15 protein-coding genes and 1 tRNA gene are annotated in these 19523 nt (G+C 37.0%); 8 read left to right on the plus strand and 8 right to left on the minus strand.

Annotation, left to right across the window (positions count from 1 at the left end; all coding sequences use genetic code 11):
• Both ppk1 and J0M37_06555 read right to left on the minus strand, forming a co-directional pair.
• Complete coding sequence (gene ppk1, locus J0M37_06550) at positions 1-2067, minus strand: polyphosphate kinase 1 (protein MBN8584741.1); 2067 nt, start codon at positions 2065-2067, stop codon at positions 1-3.
• Positions 2057-2560 (minus strand): histidine phosphatase family protein, encoded by a 504-nt coding sequence (locus tag J0M37_06555; GenBank protein ID MBN8584742.1) that lies wholly within the window; start codon positions 2558-2560, stop codon positions 2057-2059. Before J0M37_06555 ends, ppk1 begins: the two co-directional genes overlap by 11 nt.
• Positions 2561-2635: 75 nt before the next feature.
• Here J0M37_06555 and J0M37_06560 point away from each other — a divergent pair, with 75 nt between their 5' ends.
• The gene (locus J0M37_06560; protein ID MBN8584743.1) at positions 2636-3649 is read left to right on the plus strand and encodes a potassium channel protein; all 1014 of its coding nucleotides are present in this window, start codon (positions 2636-2638) and stop codon (positions 3647-3649) included.
• Between the two features lies 1 nt (position 3650).
• Here the strand turns inward: J0M37_06560 and J0M37_06565 are convergent, their stop codons facing one another.
• Together J0M37_06565 and J0M37_06570 are read right to left on the minus strand one after the other, a co-directional pair.
• Positions 3651-4955 carry an HD domain-containing protein gene (locus J0M37_06565; GenBank protein MBN8584744.1) on the minus strand — a complete coding sequence of 435 codons (1305 nt, stop codon included), beginning with the start codon at positions 4953-4955 and terminating at the stop codon, positions 3651-3653.
• Between the two features lie 78 nt (positions 4956-5033).
• Positions 5034-6497 (minus strand): hypothetical protein, encoded by a 1464-nt coding sequence (locus J0M37_06570; GenBank protein MBN8584745.1) that lies wholly within the window; start codon positions 6495-6497, stop codon positions 5034-5036.
• Positions 6498-6622: 125 nt separating this feature from the next.
• On the opposite strand from J0M37_06570, the gene J0M37_06575 reads away from it, so the two are divergent.
• The 4 genes from J0M37_06575 to pdeM all read left to right on the plus strand — a co-directional run bounded on the left by J0M37_06575 (position 6623) and on the right by pdeM (position 12440).
• Positions 6623-7606: a ligase-associated DNA damage response exonuclease gene (locus J0M37_06575; GenBank protein MBN8584746.1), complete on the plus strand. Its 984-nt coding sequence runs from the start codon at positions 6623-6625 to the stop codon at positions 7604-7606.
• 40 nt (positions 7607-7646) lie between these two features.
• On the plus strand, positions 7647-9218 hold the full coding sequence (locus tag J0M37_06580; protein MBN8584747.1) for a hypothetical protein: 1572 nt from the start codon (positions 7647-7649) through the stop codon (positions 9216-9218).
• Positions 9205-11727 (plus strand): ligase-associated DNA damage response DEXH box helicase, encoded by a 2523-nt coding sequence (locus J0M37_06585; protein ID MBN8584748.1) that lies wholly within the window; start codon positions 9205-9207, stop codon positions 11725-11727. The genes J0M37_06580 and J0M37_06585 overlap by 14 nt, the downstream gene beginning before the upstream one ends.
• A gap of 74 nt (positions 11728-11801) precedes the next feature.
• On the plus strand, positions 11802-12440 hold the full coding sequence (pdeM, locus tag J0M37_06590; protein ID MBN8584749.1) for a ligase-associated DNA damage response endonuclease PdeM: 639 nt from the start codon (positions 11802-11804) through the stop codon (positions 12438-12440).
• 59 nt (positions 12441-12499) lie between these two features.
• Here pdeM and J0M37_06595 read toward each other — a convergent pair.
• The 4 genes from J0M37_06595 to aspS all read right to left on the minus strand — a co-directional run bounded on the left by J0M37_06595 (position 12500) and on the right by aspS (position 16335).
• Positions 12500-12572 (minus strand) — tRNA-Thr (locus J0M37_06595).
• A 48-nt stretch (positions 12573-12620) separates the two neighbouring features.
• Positions 12621-13946 (minus strand): adenosylhomocysteinase, encoded by a 1326-nt coding sequence (locus J0M37_06600; protein MBN8584750.1) that lies wholly within the window; start codon positions 13944-13946, stop codon positions 12621-12623.
• Positions 13947-13982: 36 nt separating this feature from the next.
• Positions 13983-14540 (minus strand): macro domain-containing protein, encoded by a 558-nt coding sequence (locus J0M37_06605; GenBank protein ID MBN8584751.1) that lies wholly within the window; start codon positions 14538-14540, stop codon positions 13983-13985.
• A 1-nt stretch (position 14541) separates the two neighbouring features.
• Positions 14542-16335: an aspartate--tRNA ligase gene (gene aspS / locus J0M37_06610; GenBank protein MBN8584752.1), complete on the minus strand. Its 1794-nt coding sequence runs from the start codon at positions 16333-16335 to the stop codon at positions 14542-14544.
• A 197-nt stretch (positions 16336-16532) separates the two neighbouring features.
• Between aspS and J0M37_06615 the strand changes: the two genes are divergently transcribed.
• The 3 genes from J0M37_06615 to rfaE2 all read left to right on the plus strand — a co-directional run bounded on the left by J0M37_06615 (position 16533) and on the right by rfaE2 (position 19523).
• On the plus strand, positions 16533-17873 hold the full coding sequence (locus tag J0M37_06615) for a T9SS type A sorting domain-containing protein (GenBank protein ID MBN8584753.1): 1341 nt from the start codon (positions 16533-16535) through the stop codon (positions 17871-17873).
• 234 nt (positions 17874-18107) lie between these two features.
• Positions 18108-19022, plus strand: a complete 915-nt coding sequence (gene rfaE1 / locus J0M37_06620) for a D-glycero-beta-D-manno-heptose-7-phosphate kinase (protein MBN8584754.1) — start codon at positions 18108-18110, stop codon at positions 19020-19022.
• Positions 19023-19052: 30 nt separating this feature from the next.
• Positions 19053-19523 carry a D-glycero-beta-D-manno-heptose 1-phosphate adenylyltransferase gene (gene rfaE2, locus J0M37_06625; protein ID MBN8584755.1) on the plus strand — a complete coding sequence of 157 codons (471 nt, stop codon included), beginning with the start codon at positions 19053-19055 and terminating at the stop codon, positions 19521-19523.

Below are 19523 nucleotides of genomic sequence, written 5' to 3' on the forward strand. Positions count from 1 at the left end.
TCATTTAAAATGCTTCATGTAATCATATATTTCATACTGAGATCTGTGATCTTGAGGGCTTTCGGTTTTACGGTATGTGTTTGTCTGCTTTTCATCAATCAATCTGGCCTTTACATTATCATTTAGCTTAATATTTACAATATGTTTTATCATGTTTTTCAGCTCGGTATTATATACCGGGAAAGCAACTTCAATTCTTCTGCTTAAATTACGTTTCATCCAGTCTGCACTTGATAAATATATTTTTTCATCACCCCCGTTATTAAAAATATATACCCTGTCATGTTCAAGGAACCTGTCTATTATGCTTATACCCCTGATATTTTCACTCATTTGTTTAACACCCGGAATAAGGCAGCATATACCGCGGACAATCATATTTACTTTAACCCCTGCAGCACTTGCCTCATAAAGCTTTTTTATCATCCTTTCATCTTCCAGGCTGTTAAGCTTAATTGTTATTGCAGCAGGCAGGCCTTTTTGGGCAAATGCAATTTCATTTTCTACCATCGCCTGGAAGCCCTGGCGCATTCCATAATGTGCAACCAGCAAGTGTTTGAATTCATACCCGTTTTCTTTGCCTTCAAGGGCTTCAAATACTTTGCCAACTTCGTCGGCCAGTTCTGGATTAGCAGTAAAAAAACCGTAATCGGTGTATAACCTAGCGGTTTTTTCATTAAAATTTCCTGTGGAAAGATATGCGTAATTTTTTTCAGTATTATTTTCCATACGCGTTATTAGGGCAATCTTGGCATGTACTTTTAATCCCGGTAAGCTGTAAAGAACCTTCACGCCGGCTTTCTGCATTTCTTCTGCGCTTTTAATGTTGATCTCTTCATCAAAACGGGCTTTAATTTCCACAAATGCAGTTACATCTTTTCCGCGGTGAGCAGCTTTTATAAGAGCGTTCACTATCTTTGAATCCTTAGCAACCCTGTATTGTGTGATCTTTATTGATCTCACATCAGGATCTTTTGCTGCCTGTTCAAAAGCATTAATAACATAATCGTATGACTGATAAGGAAAGTATAAAAGCTGGTCTTTTTCTGATGCTGAATCAAATATATTCTTTTTTATATCCAGCTCTTTTGATTTAAGGGGTTTCATCTCCGGGTAATTCAGCTCATTCATTCCCGGGTTCGGAAAAGTAAAAAAGTCGCTGAAGTTATGATACTTGCCCCCGGGATAAAGATCTTCATCAGAAAGTAAGAGTGCTTCTTTAAGAAAATTCAGAAATGAAGCCGGCATTGACCTGTCATACAGGAATCTTGAAGGAGCTCCGCTGGAGCGCTTTGCCAGGCTTTTTTTCATTTTATCCAGCAGATTTCCTGAAAATTCATCTTCAATATAAAGTTCTGCATCTCGTGTTAATTTTACTGCATAAGATTCATGTACGTTATATCCATAAAAAATATTTGGCAGAAAGTAACGGATAATATCATCCAGGAACATGATATAGTTATTGTTGCCTATCTTAGGCAGAAGAATGAACCTATCAATGTGATTTGTCGGAATTTCTACAATTGCTGAAAGGTACCGCTTATTTTTTAGTTGTTTATCGGTTCTGTTATTCTGTTTTGAAGATAATTTAACGGCAAGGTAAAGCCTTTGATTCCTTAAAAACGGAGTGATCTTCTTTTTGGCAATTATCATAGGCATAATATGCGGCACAACCTGTGAATTGAAGAGTTCCGATATAAATTCTTTTTGTACAATGTTTAACTGTGTGTGATCTACCAGGTATATATTATTTTGTTCAAGCTCAGGCCTGATAACATCAGCAAATGTTTTGCCGTATTCTTCCTGCATTTTAACTACAGTCTTATGCAGCTTTTCAAGAAGCTTTTCCACATCAAACTTCAGCTCTTTTTGTGTTTTCTTTTTTAGATCCAGCAATGATCTTAAAGAAGCCACGCGAACGCGGAAAAATTCATCCAGGTTTGATGAAAAGATCGCAAGGAATTTTATTTTTTCATAAAGCGGTGTTGCAGGATCTTTTGCTTCCTGTAATACCCGGTGATTGAATGATAGCCAGCTTAATTCGCGGTTAAAAAATTTATATTCCATTTTTAAACATTTTTGGATAGATGAAGTATTGTAAATTTCCTTTAGTATTCTGAATCTCCTGCCAGTTTTTAATTACAAAACTTATCTTGACTATTCCGCAGGTAGGAATATTTTGAATATCTGAATTACTTATATAATTTGCAAAATCTGTAATTCCGTAGTTATGGCTGAATAACATGACATTTTTATGATCTTTATTGATATTTGAAATAACATCAATGAACTCATTTATTCCGGCCATGTAAAGATTTTTGTTAACTTCTATATTCTTTGTTTTATAGTCCAGCTTTTCTGCAATTAATTTGGCGGTTTTTAAAGCTCTTTTAGCGGGACTTGAAATGATCAAATCCGGGAATTCCTGCTTGTTTTTTAGAATATTTCCCATTAAAGGAGCGTCATTTTTACCCCTTTCATTCAACGGACGTTCTTTATCTGCTAAACCGGGTTCAGACCAGCTGGATTTGGCATGCCTGCATAAAAATAAGTTCATCATAAGAATAACAAAATTAACTAAATATAATTTATAATAATACTGAAATTGAAATGACAATTAGTTAAATTTGTTTATATGACAAATGAACTGCTGAGAAAATTCCGAATTCCTTTTTTATTGTTATTTATTGTTTTATTAACAGGAACTTCCGGCTATTGGTTTGTTGGCGGCGGAAAATATTCCCTTTTAGATTGTTTTTATATGACTGTAATTACAATTCTTACAATTGGTTATGGCGAAATCATTGATCTTACCAATAATAATTGGGGAAGATTATTTACAATTTTAATAGCTTTTACCGGAATTGGAACAGCAACATACATTATTTCGACTTTTACGGCCTTAATAGTGGAAGGGCAGCTAAAAGAAACTTTTAAAAAACGAAGAATGGAAAAGAGCATTAAGAAACTTCATGATCATTATATCATTTGCGGTGCCGGAAGAGTAGGCTCTGTTATATTACATGAACTTTATACAACAGGAAGAGCCTGTGTGGTTATTGATAATGATGAAGAAATAATTCAGCTTGTAAGTGATAAGTATCCTGAGCTGATTGCAATTGCCGGTGATGCCGATATTGAAGAAGTACTTGAAAAAAGCGGTATTAAAAATGCCGCAGGCATTTTTGCATCCACGGGTGATGATAACCAAAATCTTGTGATAAGCCTGACTGCCAAATATTTAAATCCGGATATTCGTGTAGTTGCAAGGTGCCTTGAAGCAGCTAATCAGCAGAAAATGAAAAAAGCCGGTGCCGATACTGTGATAACAGAGAACTTTATTGCAGGTATGAGAATGGCATCAGAAATGGTGAGGCCTACTGTAGTGAGCTTCCTGGATAAGATGCTTGCCGATAAGGATAAAAACCTGAGAGTTGAAGAAATACTGATGAAAGAAAAATATGCCGGTAAAAGAATTGCTGATATTGATATGGAAAGGTTCACTGATACATTGATACTTGCGGTTTTATATAAAGAAAACTGGACTTACAGTCCGAAGGGTGATCATGTTCTTGAATCAGGCAGCAGCATAGTTGTAATTACCACCCCTGAAGAAAGGGAAAAGCTGATACATCATTTCAGGGCGTAATTTATGCCGGTGGTGTACTTGAATAGTTTAACAGGATAGCAATAATATAAGCCAGAACCGATGCTACCAGACCATACATGAAAATGCTGTAACATACCCTTAAATATTTGAATTTTCTTCCTACTGCCTGTCCTAAAAAGTAAAAATCTTTTACCATAGAGCTGTATAAGTAATCTTTATCGTGCATCATTTCATCCATACCCCACTGAAAGTCATCAAGTGGCATATTGAAAAAATTTCCAAAGAAAAGCAGGTTGGTTTTTCTTGATTTTATATCTTCCTGCGAAAAAACTCCTGTTGAAATTTTCGGTTTTGTTACAAGTATCCCGAATATTATGCAGGAAAGACAAACTGTTAATAACATTACAGTTGGAATAAGCAAAAAGAACTGTGAATCTTCCTGCATTTCTGAAAAAAGGTTAGTCAGTATCAAACTGATAATAAGAGTGTTTACAGTTATCATAATATTCGCTTTACTGTCAGCCATTGCTGAAAACTCTACATGAGTCCTTACAGTATTGCGGAACATCGTTTCGATCCCGCGTTCTGCTACTTTAGCTGATTCTTTTTTGAAAGCGATCTTTTCTTTTTCAACTGCCAGCTTCTCTTCATCTTTTCTTGAAGCAATTTTCTGCCGTTCAATTTCTAGCTTTTCTTTTTCGAATTCAAGCTTGGCTTTTTTCCCGGCTTCATCGTTTGCCTGCTGTAATAATTTTCTGTAATTTTTCTGAGCCTTTAAAAGATTAATTGATTGCTGCTGAGAAAATTTCCTGCGGGCATATTGAGTAAAAAACCTGTGGGTTGAAAGAAGGTCCACACTGGCTTTATACCAGTCAGCTTCGCTGACATGGTTTATACCCAGGGTTTCCCATTCAGTTTTTAATAGCTCTGAATATTCAAAAAAATCTTCCTGCCCAAAATGTATAAGATCGGCGTCGCAAATTACCTGTTCCATCAGGTTTTGAGGCGCTTGCGGCATTTTGGTTGAATTGATACAGCCCAATACGAGGTTTATTTTGCCGGGATCATAATTATGTTCATTCAGAAATTTTGCGGCAATTTCTTTTCCAGCATCTTCATGCCCGTTATATGTTACCGTGTAACCGGAGTCGTGAAACCATGCTGCAAGTGTTACTATTTCCAGTTCGCTGTCATTTAAACCTGACTTGGTTCCTATTTTTATTGAATTGTTAACAACATCAAGGGTATGAGCATAGTTGTGATAGATCATGTTTGGTGAAAGTTTTTCACTGAACAGATCTGAAATGAAATTTTCAGCAGCCTTTATAATATTTACATGAGGCATAAATTATTGTTATTTCAGGTTAAAAATATCCTAATAATTGTAATTATTCAATCTATATTACAATGCTTGAAAAATTATTTATTGTTTTATAAATACCCTTATATCGATATTCTCCCAGGTGGTTTGATCAGCTACAAGGTAATCAATTATTTCCCGGGAAATTGAGTATTCACTGCCATCTTTGCGGAATTGATAAACAGGAACGCTTAAACAGTTATTTACAGTGCTCTTGTAATCTTTAACCTGTTGAATTCCGGGAATTGATTCAATTTCCTTAAGAGTCACATCGTCATCAACAAACGGAGACCCTTCGAGGTAACTGCACCATACTATTAAAGCTTTTGGTGTATTGTTCAGGTTGGTTTGTGAAAGCAGGGTGAATTTTTCTCCGCCGGTCTGCGATTCATCAAGAGCATTTGCTACCTGGTGCATATTCGTAATGATCCTGTAATCAGGGTAATTTAAAGAACTGAACCGGACAATATCTTCAGATACTTTTTCAATTTCAAATTTATTATGGTATGGGGTAGAATACGGTCCAAAAACGAACATCAGAACAAACAATACTATACTGATTATAATATTTCCTGCCGGTTGTTTTACTTTGGTAAAGAAAAATCCTGCACCGGCAGCAGCAATGATACCAAATGCCGGGCCAACTACCGCAACATATCTTAATTGCCCTATGCTGCAGGTTAAATTCAATCCTTTCAGCGCAAGCAGTGTCTGTACAGCTATGCCGCCGAAAAAAATAAGCACTAATATCCGGTAATCTTTAAATTCTTTTTTGAGATATAATATTGCAATACCGCTTATAAAAAATGCAGCCTGCAGGAATCCGAAAATTTTTGGTGAGTGCATAAGGTAATAATACCAGTCGACCCCGACATCAATTTTGAGAAGGCGTGAATGCAGTGTCATATCATAAAAGAACTGTGTTGGATTTAATGTGATTATTGTTGTATAAAGATACCACATTAATGGACCGGTCAGCGCAAACGGTAATATTTTAAAATTCTTTCTGTATGCATATATCAGGAAATACAAAGCGCATACAAATGAGTATTCCGTACGGAAAATGAAGATAAGCGATGAGCTGATCAGAACCAGTTTTGGCTTATCTTTTAAATAAAAATAAAACGAAAGTATTATTAAAAATGCCGCAGGAAGCTCCGCCAGTGTTGTATATGAAATATTGAACAGTACAGGCTGGAACCCTATAACGGGAATAACCCACTCCGCATAAGGAACATTTTTTTCTTTTAGAATTTTATATGCAATAAAAACGGTTAAAATAAATATTAACCCGGAAGCAATTTGAACGCCTTTTAAGCCAAATTGTGCGGGTAAAGCAAAAAGCAGTACCCTTCCCATCCTGTGCCATGCGCCAATACTTTGTGAAAAGGAATCGAAATAATGCCTGTTATAATTAAAGTGGCTTGAATCATCAATGAAATAAAAGCCGTCGGAATTGAAGATCCAAATTGCCTGTACAGCTATAAGTGCAGCCCAGAAGAGGTATTTTCTTGTTTTACTTTCCAATTATACTATATAAGGTACAAAAATACTTTTATAATAAATGCTTATCAATGAAATAATTATGATGTATTATAGAACTTTAAAATGAAATGAATAATTGATAATTTAGCATACATTCAATAGATAGATTGAAATCTAAATTATTAAAATTCACAAAGCTTGGGCTTTACTGCCCCCGTGCAGATCTTTATATTGATCCTGCAGGAAAGACAAATAAGGCAGTTATTACACATGCTCACAGCGATCACGTCAGGAGAGGTTCAGCTAATTATTTAGCTCATCCTGTAACTGCTGAACTTATAAAGCACCGGCTTGGAAATAAAATAAATGTTCAGGGGCTTGAATACGGTAAAGTTATAAATATTAACGGTGTAAAAATATCTTTACATCCTGCGGGACATGTTCCGGGCTCTTCACAGGTAAGGCTTGAAAGTTCAGGGGAGATAGCTGTGATAAGCGGTGATTATAAAACTGAAAATGACAGCTTAAGTACACCATTTGAGCCTGTAAAATGCAATTTGTTCGTAACTGAATCAACCTTCGCTTTGCCTGTTTATAAATGGGAAGAGCAGGAAACAATTTACAAACAAATCAACAATTGGTGGGCAAGAAACAGCTCAGCAGGAATTGTTTCAATTCTTTGCGGCTACTCAATAGGCAAAGCACAGAGAATAATTAAACACCTCGATACAACACTTGGTAAGATCTATACGCATTCAGTAATTGAAGATGTAAACGATATTCTGAGAAGATGTAATTTAAATCTGCCGCGAACATACAGAATTAATGAAAACGCTTCTTATGATGAACTGAAAGGGAACATAGTTATAGCACCGCCTTCATTTACAAATAGGGAGTGGCTAAGCAATATCCGTAAATATTCGATCGGGTATGCATCCGGATGGTTTAAAACACGCAGAGCTTGGGGCAGGCAATCCGTTGATATAGGTTTTGTATTATCAGATCATTCAGATTGGGATGGCTTAAACAGATCAGTGCTTGATACCGAAGCAGAAATTGTTTATGCAACTCATGGTTTTACGGGGCAATTTGTTAAGTATCTCCGTGAAAACAATATTGATGCATATGAACTGAATAACCATGAAGTGTAAATATGAATATAGAACAAAGGGTATATGGAGTAACGGAATATTGAAAAACTTTGCTGAACTTTGTTCTTTGCTGGGGCAAACTGCTAATACAGAATATAAGGAACTACTTCTGTTTGAATACTTAAAAAATTCAAATGAAGAGGATATTCTTTGGGCTATGTTTCTGCTTTCCGGTCACAAATTACAAAAATTAGTAAGTATCGGAGATATCTGGAATATCTTATCAGAACATTCAGGAATTCCTCAGTGGTTAATTGATGAATCATTTTTGATTAGCGGTGATAAAGCTGAAACGATTTCTTTAATAATGCAGCAGCAAAGTTCTGATAAGAGATACTCTCTTTCTGAAATAATGCTATATATTGAAGAATTAAAACAATTTGAACTATCTGTAATATTCGAAAAAATTATCGTTATTTTAAGTAAGCTTAATACGGATGAAAAATATTATTTCATAAAGCTTGTTAACGGAAGTTTTAACCCGGAAATTGAAATCAGCTCAATTGTAAATATCCTTATAAAAATGTATAAAACAGATGAGGTATCAGCATACCATCTGCTGAAAAATATTGACCCCTTTCAAAAAAAATTAAAGCCAATTTTATCTCATTATAAAAAATATAAAGATACATTAAAAATATATCCTTTTTGTACTACCTGTGAATTAAATAATTCTGAAGTTATTACCACTGCATTTAAGGACTGGCAAATTGAGTGGAAATGGGACGGACACAGGGTACAATTTGTGTATAGAAATAATGAATTGCTAGTGTGGTCCAGGCATAATGGATTGATTACAGAGAAATTTCCTGAATTTTATCAAATTACAAGAGACTTACCAAATGGAATTGTGATAGAAGGAGAAGTTATAGCATTCAGCAGCGGCAAACCCTTACCGTATAATATTCTTTTTGACAGGCTGAAAAGTAAAACCATTTCAAAAGCTGTGACAAGTGAAGCTCCTATTACGCTTATAGCTTATGATTTACTGGAATATAATGGAATAGATCTGCGGGAAAAGCCGTTGGCCGAGCGGCGGAAGCAGCTTGAGCAGCTATTGTTAATACTTGGAAGCCAAAATGTCATATATCCTTCCCCGGTATTAGAAGTCAGATCATGGAAGTCGCTTAACGAAATTAAAACTTCACTCCCGCAATACTGCAAAGGCATCATTTTAAAACGTCTCGATTCAGCTTATTTATCCGAAGGGAACAGGTTTAGCTTGAATAAAGAGCCATTTTCTGTTAATGGAGTTTTATTATATGCTCAACGGGGATCCGGAATTGGTAACTTTTATGATTTTACCTTTGGTGTTTGGGATGAAGGTAAACTCATTACATTTACTAAGGTCAGGAATAATTTAACGGCAGATGATCTAATTGAAGTAGAAAATTTCATCAAAGAAAATACTCTCGAAAAATTCGGACCTGTTAGAATCGTAAAGCCGGAACTTGTTTTTGAGTTACACTTTCAAGGGATTGCGGGTTCGAAAAGACATAAAGCCGGTATAACACTCAGGAACCCGGAAATTAACCGCTGGTTAAAAGATAAAAAGCCTCACGATGCCGGTCATTTAAATGATCTGAAAGAGATATTAAATGCAGGCAAATAGATCAAAAAGTAAACGAACCCCTGTAAAAAATTTAACTGCTGTTTTACAATCAATACAGGAAAGGGAGCAATTTGCTTTAAAAATTATTTATGACTGGTTTCATAAAAACAAAAAAGCTCCATTTGAATTTCAAAAGCAGGCATGGCAATACTATCTAAACGGATATAACGGATTATTAAATGCTCCTACGGGCAGCGGCAAGACCTATGCTCTTTGGCTTCCGGTAGTTATGGAATATATAATAAATAACCCTGACTACAAGAAAAAAAAGTACAACGGAATACAGCTTTTATGGATAACGCCGCTTAAGGCTCTTTCAAAAGATATCGAAAAAGCCATGAAAGATGTTTTGGAAGCTTTGGAAATACCATGGCAGGTGAGTACCAGAACAGGTGATACGACACAAAGCATCAGGGCAAGGCAGAATAAAAACCTGCACGAAGTTCTTATCACAACCCCGGAAAGTGTGCACGTGATGCTCTCACAAAAAGGTTATGCAAACCTGTTTAAGAACCTGAAAGCAGTTGTAGCAGATGAATGGCATGAGCTTTTAGGTTCGAAAAGAGGTGTACAGACCGAGCTGGCGCTCTCCAGGCTTCGGGGAGTTAAACCAGACCTGAAAGTATGGGGAATATCAGCAACAATCGGGAATCTCAGCGAAGCAATGGATGTATTGCTGGGTGAGAAAAAGGGTAAATGCAAAATTGTTCGCGCTGAACTGGAAAAGAAAATAGAGATACATTCAGTATTGCCTGATGAAGTGGAAAAATTCCCATGGGCAGGACATTTGGGAATACGTTTAATTGATAAGATAATACCTATTCTCAGGGCAAACAGATCAACTCTCATTTTTACCAATACACGTTCACAATCAGAAATATGGTATCAGAAGATACTTGAGCTTTACCCTGAGTTTGCAGGTGAAATTGCTTTGCATCATAGCTCCATTGATAAGGAAATGAGAAACTGGGTAGAGCGTGCCCTGCATAATGAAAAATTAAAAGTTGTTGTGTGTACATCAAGCCTTGATCTTGGTGTTGACTTCCGGCCGGTTGATAATGTTATTCAGATCGGAAGCCCAAAAGGTGTGGCAAGATTTCTTCAGCGCGCCGGAAGAAGCGGCCACCAGCCTGATGCTTTAAGCAGGATATATTTTGTACCGACTCATTCACTCGAGCTTGTTGAAGGCGCAGCTTTAAAAGAAGCTATAAACCAGAAGGTTTTCGAAGACCGGCAGCCTGTTCTAAAGCCATATGATGTGCTTATACAATATCTTGTAACATTAGCAGTTTCAGATGGTTTTGATGAAAATGAGCTTTATAATGAAATCAGGGCGACTTTCGCTTTCCAGACACTTCGTGAAGATGAATGGTCATGGATAATGAAGTTCATAACTACAGGCGGAGATACACTGAAGAATTATGATGAATACCGCAAAGTAGAGTTTGAGGATGGCTTATACAGGCTTAAAGACAGAAGAAAAGCACTCTTTCATAAGCTTTCCATTGGAACAATAGACAGCGATCTAAGCATGAATGTAAGATACCTCAGCGGCGGCAGACTGGGTACTATTGAAGAAGGATTTATAGCTTCCCTGAAAACCGGCGATACATTTTCTTTTGCCGGCAGGAATGTTGAGCTTGTTTCAATAAAGGATAATACCGCATTTGTACGGAGAAGCAAAAAACGCTCAAGCCGCGTGCCAAGCTGGCAGGGAGGCAGAATGCCTCTATCATCAAGGCTGACTGAAATGCTGAGGATAAAATTAAATGAAGCGCTTGAAGTAAACCCCAAAGATATTGAAATTGCTGCTATTAAGCCCCTGGTTGCTCTTCAGGCTTCAAGATCTGCTGTGCCTAAGAGTAATGAGCTGCTTATAGAAAAATTTCAAACTGAAGAAGGATATCATTTGTTCGTTTACCCGTTTGAAGGAAGGCTGGTTCATGAAGGTATGGCTGCAATTTTATCTTACAGGATCTCACAGCTTAAACCAATGACTTTTTCATATGCAATGAATGATTATGGCTTTGAGCTTTTGAGTGATACAGAAATTCCCATTGAAGATGCGATAAATAATAACTTATTTTCGGATGAAAACTTAACGGAACATATTTATAAAAGTATTAACAGCGGAGAGCTTGCAAAACGCAGGTTCAGGCCTATTGCAAGGATAGCCGGCCTTATTTTTACAGGTTACCCCGGGAAATATAAAACATCAAAAAACCTTCAGGCATCAGCGCAGCTTTTGTTTGAAGTCTTCAGTAAATATGAACCAGGCAGCCTGCTTATTAAACAGGCGCATGAAGAAATGCTGCAGTTCCAGCTGGAAGAGTACAGGCTTAGAACTGCACTAAGCAGGATAAGAGGACAAAAAATAATTATTACGCATCCGTCAAAACCAACACCGTTCGCTTTTCCTATCATGGTTGATTCTATGAGAGAAAAAATGAGCTCTGAAAAGCTTGTTGACAGGGTTAAAAAAATGCAGCTTAAATTCGAAAAAGATTAATTCTAATATAACAGAGACTACTTATTAAACGGGATAACTTTCATAACATTACCCTTTTTGATGAAGAGCTGACTTTGCTTCCTTACAAAGCTATTTACATTGAAAAGCATAAAACACTTATTGTCAGCGATATTCACCTGGGCAAGGTAGGACATTTCAGAAATGCCGGTATAGCTATTCCCGGCGGTCTTGCTGAAGCTGACCTGGTTACGCTTGATATGATATTACAGGAAATTGATGTAAATGAATTATTCGTGCTTGGAGACTTATTTCACAGCGGGGTAAATTATGATGTAAGGCTGTTTGATGCATGGCGTGATGTTCATCATAATATCGATATCAATCTGGTTAAGGGAAACCATGATATAATGTCAGATGAAATATATTCCCATTTTGAAATACGCCTTCATAAAAAATATTTTTTATGGAACCGCTTTTTGTTTACCCATAAACCTTTGGATGAATCCGTACAGCTGAATGGATGCGACTATGTTTTCTGCGGGCATATCCACCCGGGTGTGAGACTTATAGGCAAAGGAAAACAGGCAGTAAACCTGCCGTGTTTTCATTTCACTGAAAAGCAGTGTGTTTTGCCTGCATTTGGTGAGTTTACAGGTAAATGTATTGTAAAGCCTAATGGTAAAGACAGGGTTTTTGTTGTTGCTAAGAGTGAAAATGATTATGCTGTATTAAAAGTAGATAAAAATATTTAAGATTTCATATATAAAAAAAGCAGCCAATATAATTATTGGCTGCTTATTATTTAAACCCGAGCTGGTGACCGGGATCGAACCGGTGGCCTGCGCATTACGAATGCGCTGCTCTACCAGCTGAGCTACACCAGCTTAAACAGGCTTCAAAACTTCGTTATAAATTTTAAAGCCCTGTATAAATTAATACCTGTACCATTCTGCTTTGAAAGGTCCTTCAACTTCTACACCAATATATTTTGCCTGCTCAGGTGTTAAAGTCTCAAGCTTTGCTCCTACTTTTGCAAGATGAAGCTTTGCAACCTTTTCATCAAGATGCTTTGGAAGCACATACACCTTGTTTTCATAGTTTGTATGGTTGTTCCAGAGCTCTATCTGTGCAAGTACCTGGTTTGAAAATGAATTTGACATTACAAATGACGGGTGGCCCATTGCGCAGCCAAGATTAACAAGTCTGCCTTCAGCCAGAATTATTATCTCTTTGCCGTCAACATTGTATATATCAACCTGCGGTTTGATAGTTTCTTTGGTGTTTCCGTAATTCTTGTTAAGCCATGCCATATCAATTTCATTATCAAAATGTCCGATATTGCAAACAATTGCCTTATCTTTCATCGATTTGAAATGCCTGTCCGTAATAATGTTCAGGTTTCCTGTTGCTGTAACAAGAATATCTGCAACTTTTGCAGCTTCATCCATTGTAACAACCTGGTATCCGTCCATTGCAGCCTGAAGAGCGCAGATAGGATCAATTTCTGTAACCATTACACGTGCACCTGCGCCGCGTAATGACTGTGCAGAACCCTTGCCTACATCACCATAGCCGGCTACAACTGCAAGCTTGCCGGCCATCATAACATCTGTAGCGCGTCGGATTGCATCAACAAGTGATTCTTTGCATCCGTATTTGTTATCAAATTTTGATTTTGTTACAGAATCATTTACGTTGATACACGGTAATGAAAGTGTACCGTTTTTCATTCTTTCATAAAGCCTGTGAACACCGGTTGTGGTTTCTTCACTGATTCCTTTAATTCCTGCGATAAGCTCCGGGTAATCATCCAAAACCATATTGGTCAGGTCGCCGCCATCATCAAGTATCATATTGAGAGGTCTGTCAAATGATCCGAAGAACAATGTCTGCTCAATACACCAGTTGAATTCTTCCTCGTTCATACCTTTCCATGCATAAACCGGAATTCCCGCAGCCGCAATTGCAGCCGCAGCATGATCCTGTGTTGAAAAGATATTGCATGATGACCATTTTACTTCAGCGCCTAATTCTATGAGTGTTTCTATAAGTACAGCTGTTTGAATAGTCATATGCAGACAACCGGCTATTCTTGCGCCTTTTAATGGTTTTGAATCTTTATATTCTTCCCTGATTGCCATTAAGCCCGGCATTTCAGCTTCAGCCAAACGGATCTCTTTTCTTCCCCATTCAGCAAGTGACATATCTTTCACTTTGAATTTTTCAAGCTTTAAATCTTTTTCTAATGTTTTAGGCATTTTAATTTTGATTTGTTATGGTTTTATTTTTTTAAATTATTTCTTTTTAATTTTACCTTCTAAAGCTTTTTTAAACAATGCATAAGTGTTTTCATCTATCAAACAGAACACAACTTTTTCAAGTGTGGTTTCTTCTTTTGCTTTTTTCTTTGCGTTAAAATGTTCAATTACCGTATCAACTATGATCTGTGAACTTTCCTCTACGGGATAGCCGAATATACCTGAGCTGATCGCTGGAATTGCAATAGACTTAAGTTTTTTCTTTTCGGCAACCTCCAAAGAGTTTTTTACAGCTGATGCCAGCTTATCAGCTTCTCCGGATTTACCGTCTTTATACCTTGGTCCAACAGCATGTATAACATGCTTAGCCTTCAGGTTTCCTCCTGTCGTTATTACTGCGCCGCCGGTTGGCACATTTCCTATCTTTTTGGATTCTTCCTGTATAATCCTTCCGCCGCGTTTTACTATAGCTGCGGCAAGACCGCCGTTGTGCATTAAAAATGTGTTGGCAGGATTCACAATTGCATCAGTATCAAGAAGGGTTATATCACCCTGGATCACATCGAATTCCGTATTTGCTGTTTTAATGCTCATTTTAATTTTTTATTAATATTCCCAGGTCGTTTAATTGTCTTGCATCAACAGGACTTGGTGAATTATCCATCAATCCAACTGCGCTTGTAGTTTTTGGGAATGCAATAGTTTCGCGGATATCTTTGGTGCCGCAAAGTGTGGCAATTATCCTGTCAAATCCTAATGCAAAGCCGCCATGGGGCGGAGCCCCGTATTTGAATGCTCCAAGCAAGAACCCGAATTTCTCTTCCTGTTCTTCCTTTGTCAGTTTAAGTACGTTAAATACCTGTGATTGAATATCGCCTCTGTGTATCCTTATTGAGCCTGAACCGAACTCGCTTCCGTTGCAAACCATGTCATAGCATTTTGCTCGTATTGATGTCAGCTTTTCGATATTCGCAGCCGGATCTTTACAGCCTTCTGCAAGCTTTGCAAGGTCAGCATCATGCGGCATCGTAAAAGCGTGATGTTCTGCAACAATTTCTCCTGAATCTTCATCATAACCAAACAGCGGGAAATCATTTACCCAAAGCAGCTCATTTCTTGTTTCATCTATCAGTTTGAACTGTTCAGCAAGCTTTAATCTTAAGTTCCCTAAACCGCTTAATACTTTCTTTTTTTCACCGGATAAAATGAATAATACATCACCGGCTTCAGCTGTAAAACTATTTTTTACCTTCGCCTGAATTTCTTCACTTAGGAATTTCAGCATCGGTGATGAAGTTGTTCCGTCAGTGTTATACTTTATATAACCAAGCCCGCCGAATTTTAAAGTCTTAACATAATCAGTTAGCCCGTCTATGATTTTCCTGGTTACATCCTGCCCGCTCAGCTTTATTCCTGCAACAATTCCGCCTGCAGAAATTGCATCAGCAAAAACCTTGAAATCACATGTACGTACAGTTTCAGTGATATTAACTATTTTTAATTCGCCTTTAATTCTCAGGTCAGGTTTATCACTTCCGTATGCTGCCATAGCTTCATCATAGCTCATAGTTCTGAAAGGCTGCTGTAATTCAACTCCTTTAACATTTTTCCATATATCGCAAACAACACCTTCAACCACCCTGAAAACATCCTGCTCTTCGACAAATGACATTTCAAGATCAATTTGAGTGAACTCAGGCTGGCGGTCAGCCCTTAGATCTTCATCACGAAAACATTTGCATATCTGCACATACCTGTCCATACCGCTTACCATCAGTATTTGTTTATATGTCTGCGGTGACTGCGGTAGTGCGTAAAATTTACCCTTGTGAACTCTTGAAGGAACTAAATAATCACGCGCTCCTTCAGGTGTTGATTTCATCAGTATAGGGGTTTCTATCTCAACAAAATTTTCACGCTCAAAAAATTTATGAACTATATTATAAACTTTGCTTCTTAATACCAGGTTATCAGCTATTTTTTTTCTTCTCAGATCCAGGTAACGGTATTTAAACCTTAATTCCTCTGAAGCTTTAAGCTCTTCTTCAATTACAAATGGTGTGGTTTCCGAAGTGTTAAGTATTTCAATGCCGGATGCAAGTACTTCAATTTCCCCGGTATCCATATTAGGATTTACTGAGGATCTTTTCTGTACAGTACCTGTGGCAGAAACTACATATTCCAGTCCAAGTGATTTTGCAGTATCATAGACAGGCTTGTTTTCAGAGTTAACTGTAACCTGTGAAATCCCGTATCTATCGCGTAAATTTATAAAAATCACACCGCCAAGATCTCTTACTTGAGATACCCAGCCGTTCAATGTAACAGTTTTACCTTCATCGGCAAGCCTCAACTCGCCGCAGGTATTGGTTCTTTTAGTAAATTTCATAGAACTACAAAAATACGCAAAAAACAAAAGGCTTTCAATGTTTAAATTTATAGGGTTTTTGCGTTTATTATCTGTTTATTAATAATTTTTTAGTTTTCCCTTGAAACAGTAGATGTATTTGAATATACTTGCTGCAATATCTTTAAGCCCTTCTATTTAATAACCATTTAATCAATTTATTAATTTAAATACAATTTATGATAAAAAGCCTTCGTCCTTTTTCCGTACTTCTTTTTTTTATTTCAATAATTTTATCAGGTGCAGTCTTTATTGAAAATCCCAAAATCAACTCCACATCAGATGTAATACCTTTATGGAGCACGGGCACAGAAATTCCTATATCTGTTCGTGCGGGCAATTCAGCCGGCTATTCAAAAAATGGTGAAGGTTACCTGTTCATTGTATCGGGCAGAAATTCAGCCGATGTTATTATTAAAACCGTACAGAAGTACAGGGTCAGTACAAATACATGGGATACTGTTGCTCCGCATCCGACGGGTTTGCTTGGGGGTGCTACAGCAATATTGGGAGATAGTCTTTACATAGTTGGGGGAGTGATAAATCCGCCGGGCTCCGGAATTAATACAGTGACTAAATATATCATTACACAAAATACATGGAGCAATGCTGCAAATTTTCCGGCCGGCATTGTAGATGCTAAAGCAGTTTCTTACCAGGATAGTATTATTTATGTTGCAGGAGGCTTGAGCGGTCTTTCATCTGCAGGATTAGTTTACATGTATAATGCAAATTCCAATCAGTGGCGTGCTGCAACACCTTTTCCTTCGGCAACGAGGCGGAATTTTGGCGGGTTTGCAATTACCGGGGATACTTTGGTTTATATGTGCGGTACATCAGCATTTGGTTCATCACAATATTTTGATAGCGTATATGTTGGTGTAATAAATCAAAATAACAGGTCAGAGATTACATGGACACGCGGAGCAAATTTTCCGGGGCAAACAAGAACTTTTTTCGATGCTCATTCCTGGGGAAGCAGCGGAATAATAATGACAGGGGGAAGTACTGATAACACATTTAATACCAATTCAAATGAATGTTATACTTTCAGTCCCGGGGCAAATTCATGGCAAAGGCTTCCTGATAAACCAACTTCATGGTTAACCGGTCAAAGCGGATCGGTTAACACCGGAAATAATATATGGAAACTGATCTGCGCAAGCGGATACGCTTCTTCTTATCTATCTCAAAATGAAATCCTCTCTGATACTCTATTACCGATTGGATTGCTGCAACATAATAACAGTTTACCAACAAGATCTTCTTTAATGCAGAATTATCCGAATCCTTTTAATCCGGAAACAACCATTAATTTTGAACTTTCAGAATACTCATTTGCCGAATTTATTATTTATGATGTTAACGGAAAACAAATTGATATCGCATATTCGGGGAATCTTAACGCCGGAAGTTATAAATTCAATTGGTCTCCTGTTGGTTTACCAAGCGGAGTTTATTTTTATACTCTTAAAACGGAAAAATTTGCAGAAACAAGAAAAATGATTCTGTTAAAATAGCGATTAACTACACATGTGTTTAAAAAGGACAGTTAATATACTGTCCTTTTTAATAATTATTAATTAGTTACGCTTAGTCTTTGCAATTGAATAAGCCATCAAATAGCCCTATATTTGCTTAATTTTATTCATTTTTGCAAAATCACAAAATTTCACTTGAATATTACAGAAGCAAAGTTAAAAAGCATTTTTAAGAGGTCTAAAGGCAGAAAAATTGCTATTATTGGCGATGTAATGCTGGATAAATACGTTTACGGCACAATTTCCCGTATATCTCCTGAAGCCCCTGTACCTGTCGTTGATATAGATAAAACCGAATTCCGACTTGGCGGAGCGGCAAATGTGGCAAATAATATCAAAGCTCTGGAAGCAGAACCGGTTCTTATCGGGGTAATTGGCAATGATTATGATTCAAAACATTACCTTGATGTTATGAGAGCTCTTGGTCTTTCAACCGTAGGAATTATAAAAGATAATTCCAGACCCACAACAGCAAAAACCAGGGTTATTGCCCACTCACAGCATGTACTAAGGGTTGATAGCGAGATCAAAGATGATATTAATACTTCAACAGGAAAAAAAATTATTGATTACCTTAACAGGAATATCAGATCATTTGCTGCAGTTATTTTACAGGATTATAATAAAGGTGTATTAACATCAGGGATGATTTCAAAGATAATAAGTATTGCTAAAAAATATAATAAGCCTGTATATGTTGATCCCAAATTCCACAATTTTTTTGAATACAGAGATGTAACGGTTTTTAAGCCTAACCGAAAAGAAACCGCAGATATCCTTGCTATGAAAATTGACGGAGAGGAATCAGTTAAAGAAGCAGGCAGAAAGCTTATTGATAAGCTTAACTGTGAGTATCTTGTACTTACGCGCGGTGAAAAAGGTATGATGTTATTTGATAAGGAAAAAAATAAAACGGTTATACTGAACATTCCGACCAAAGCGAGAAAAGTTGCTGATGTATCCGGTGCAGGCGATACTGTTATTTCTACAATAGCAGTTATGCTTGCAGGCGGCGCAAATATTATAGAAGCTGTAATGCTGGCAAACCAGGCTGCCGGGATTGTATGTGAAGAAGTAGGCATTATCCCGATCACCAAAAAAGCATTACTCGATTCATACAAAAATTGATAATATAATTAACTGCTGAAATTGAACAATATATTTGAATCAACTGATGACCTTGGTTTTTTAAACAGGCTTAGAGCTGAAAATAAAAAAATTGTTTTTACTAACGGTGTATTTGATATAATCCATCGCGGACATGTTGAATACCTGGCCGAAGCTAAAAATTGCGGTGATGTATTAATAGTTGGTTTAAATTCTGACAGTTCTGTTAAAATGATAAAAGGTGATAAACGCCCGATCGTCAGTCAGGATAACCGCGCTTTTGTGCTTGCGAATTTAAAACCGGTGGATTTTGTTGTAATATTTTATGAAGATACTCCGTACAATATTATTAAAAAGATCATGCCTGATTACCTTGTAAAAGGTGCTGATTGGGCTGAAGATAAAATTGTAGGGTCTGATATTGTTAAACAGGCAGGCGGAGAAATAAAACGCATTAAATTTGTTGAAAATAACTCATCAACAAATATTATTGAAAAAATAACTGAGCTTTACTGCAAATAA

The sequence above is a fragment of the Ignavibacteria bacterium genome (assembly GCA_017303675.1).
GTDB lineage: Bacteria > Bacteroidota > Ignavibacteria > Tepidaquicellales > OLB5 > OLB5.